The organism is Salipiger marinus (assembly GCF_900100085.1).
Taxonomy (GTDB): Bacteria; Pseudomonadota; Alphaproteobacteria; order Rhodobacterales; family Rhodobacteraceae; genus Salipiger; species Salipiger marinus.
This window is the reverse complement of the sequence record NZ_FNEJ01000071.1, coordinates 1-3,617: the sequence shown is the minus strand read 5'-3', so window position 1 is coordinate 3,617 and position 3,617 is coordinate 1. Positions and strand designations below refer to the sequence as shown.

Annotated in this window: 1 protein-coding gene; it reads left to right on the top strand. The window is 66.3% G+C overall.

Annotated elements, in window-relative coordinates; all coding sequences use genetic code 11:
* Nucleotides 1-696: 696 nt before the first annotated feature.
* Nucleotides 697-3,617, top strand: a 2,921-nt coding sequence (locus BLR51_RS26750) for a beta strand repeat-containing protein (RefSeq protein ID WP_207543711.1), incomplete at its 3' end; no start/stop codon positions are given.

Below are 3,617 nucleotides of genomic sequence, written 5' to 3'. Positions count from 1 at the left end.
GACCGTAGTAATCTCCGGCATAACCGCCTCCCATAGTGGATTGTTGCGATCCCACCTTGGCACAGCGATGCCGTCGGAGGGCGGTTACATCATCAGAGCCCCTATATGTTGGAGTTTCGTTATTTCTCTCTTGCTGAGGTATAGGCTGGTCTGTGCATATTGGCGGGGCCAGATTTGATAGAGAGAAAATTTTTGATGACAAAATCTCGTTCGATCCCGCAGGCGGGTCAGAAAATTCGGGGCCACATGGTGGCTGGAATGCCGGGGGCCGCACTTGGGTTGGTTCTTTGCGGGCTTATCTCCGGGCCTGCCTTGGCACAGGGAGTTAAGCCTTTGCCGCTCGACGGAGTGAGCACGGCGCGAGTCTTGGCGGATGGCTCGCTCGAGGTGACACTGGACAACGGGCGTATACTGATTTTTCCGCCATCTGAAGTCACGATTCTTGACGACGGTCGGATCCTGCTATCGCTGCAGGCCGAGGAAGAGCTTCAGTTGGCGCTAGCCCCAGACCTTCCGGCACTCGGCTCAATCGGCGTGATCGCTGCGGGCGCTGCGCTCCTACCTCTTGCATCAGGGGGCGGCGACTCTGGGGGGTCGGAGCCCCCCCCGCCCCTGGTTATCGGTGGGACAGAGGGCGGTGTCACTGAAGATAGCGCGACGACCAATGACACGCTGACGGCCGGCGGCACGCTCACGGTGAACGATGTCTATGTGGGCGAGACGTTCTTTGTGGCGCAGACGGCCACGGCGGGGCGCTATGGCAGCTTCACGCTGGGGACGGATGGCGTCTGGAGTTATGTCGCGGATAGCAGCCAGACGGAGATCCAGAGCCTCGGCGCGGGGGATACGCTGACCGACAGCTTCACCGTGACCACGGCGGGGGGCGATACCGAGACGGTGACCGTCACGATCACCGGCACCGATGATGCCGCGGTGATTGGTGGCACGACCACTGGCGCCGTCACTGAGGACAGCGCTGTCATCGACGGGGCGCTCACGGCCAGCGGCACGCTCACGGTGAGTGATACCGATGCTGGCGAGGCTATGTTTGTGGCGCAGGCCGCCACCACCGGCAGCTATGGCAGCTTCAGCCTCGGCACCGATGGCGTCTGGAGCTACAGCGCCGACAACAGCCAGGCCGCGGTGCAGAGCCTCGGCGCGGGGGAGACGCTGACCGACAGCTTCACCGTGACCACGGCAGGGGGCGATACCGAGACCGTCACCCTCACGATCACCGGCACCGACGATGCGACGGTGATCGGCGGCACGACGACTGGCGCCGTCACCGAGGACACTGCCGTGACCGACGGCGACCTGACCGCCAGCGGCACGCTGACGGTCAGCGATGCCGATGCTGGCGAGGCGGTGTTTGTCGCGCAGAGCGGCACTGCCGGCAGCTATGGCAGCTTCAGCCTCGGCACCGATGGGGTCTGGAGCTACAGCGCCGACAACAGCCAGGCCGCGGTGCAGAGCCTCGGCGCGGGCGAGACCCTGACCGACAGCTTCACCTTGACCACGGCGGGGGGTGACACCGAGACCGTCACCCTCACGATCACCGGCACCGATGATGCGGCGGTGGTCGGTGGAACGACGACCGGCGCCGTCACCGAGGATGCGGCTGTCACCGACGGGGCGCTCACGGCCAGCGGCACGCTCACCGTCTCCGATGCCGATACCGGCGAGGCGGTGTTTGTCACGCAGAGCGGCACTGCCGGCAGCTACGGCAGCTTCACGCTCGGCACGGACGGGGTCTGGAGCTACAGCGCCGATAACAGCCAGGCCGCGGTGCAGAGCCTTGGCGCGGGCGAGACCCTGACCGACAGCTTCACCGTGACCACGGCGGGGGGTGACACCGAGACCGTCACCCTCACGATCACCGGCACCGATGATGCCGCGGTGATCGGCGGCACCACCACTGGTGCTGTCACCGAGGATGCGGCTGTCACCGACGGGGCGCTTACGGCCAGCGGCACGCTCACCGTCTCCGATGCCGATGCCGGCGAGGCGGTGTTTGTCGCGCAGAGCGGCACTGCCGGCAGCTATGGCAGCTTCACGCTCGGCACGGACGGGGTCTGGAGCTACAGCGCCGACAACAGCCAGGCCGCGGTGCAGAGCCTCGGCGCGGGGGATGCGCTGACCGACAGCTTCACCGTGACCACGGCAGGGGGTGATACCGAGACGGTGACCGTCACGATCACCGGCACCGACGATGCGGCGGTGATTGGCGGCACGGCGACTGGCGCTGTCACCGAGGACAGTTCCGTGACCGACGGCGACCTGACCGCCAGCGGCACGCTCACCCTCTCCGATGCCGATGCCGGCGAGGCGGAATTTGTCGCGCAAAATAGTTCCACCGGCAGCTACGGCAGCTTCACGCTCGGCACGGACGGGGTCTGGAGCTACAGCGCCGACAACAGCCAAGCCGCGGTGCAGAGCCTCGGCGCCGGCGAGACGCTGACCGACAGCTTCACCGTGACCACGGCGGGGGGCGATACCGAGACGGTGACCGTCACGATCACCGGCACCGATGATGCGGCGGTGATCGGCGGCACGACGACTGGTGCCGTCACCGAGGACACTGCTGTCACCGATGGCGACCTGATGGCATCGGGCACGCTGACGGTGAGTGATGCCGATACCGGCGAGGCGGTGTTTGTCGCGCAGAGCGGCACTGCCGGCAGCTATGGCAGCTTCAGCCTCGGCACGGACGGGGTCTGGAGCTATGCCGCCGATAACAGCTTGGCCGCAGTGCAGAGCCTCGGCGCGGGCGAGACGCTGACCGACAGCTTCACCGTAACCACGGCGGGGGGCGATACCGAGACGGTGACCGTCACGATCACCGGCACCGATGATGCGGCGGTGATCGGTGGAACGACGACTGGCGCTGTCACCGAGGATGCGGCTGTCACCGACGGCGACCTTACGGCATCGGGCACGCTGACGGTCAGCGATGTGGACAGCGGTGAGGCGGTATTTGTCGCGCAGAGCGGCACTGCCGGCAGCTACGGCAGCTTCACGCTCGGCACGGACGGGGTCTGGAGCTATGCCGCCGACAACAGCCAGGCCGCGGTGCAGAGCCTCGGCGCGGGGGAGACGCTGACCGACAGCTTCACCGTGACCACGGCAGGGGGTGATACCGAGACGGTGACCCTCACGATCACCGGCACCGACGATGCCGCGGTGATCGGCGGCACGACGACTGGTGCTGTGACCGAGGACAGTGCTGTCACCGATGGTGACCTGACGGCATCGGGCATGCTGACGGTCAGCGATGTGGACAGCGGCGAGGCGGTATTTGTCGCGCAGAGCGGCACCACCGGCAGCTACGGCAGCTTTACGCTCGGCACCGATGGCGTCTGGAGCTATGCCGCCGACAACAGCCAGGCCGCAGTGCAGAGCCTCGGTGCGGGGGAGACGCTCACCGACAGCTTCACCGTGACCACGGCAGGGGGTGATACCGAGACGGTGACCCTCACGATCACCGGCACCGACGATGCGGCGGTGATTGCGGGAAACAGGACCGGCAGCGTCACTGAAGACAGTGCGGTTACCAATGGCATGCTGACAACGGGCGGCACGCTCACGGTGAGCGATACAGATACCGGCGAGGCGGTGTT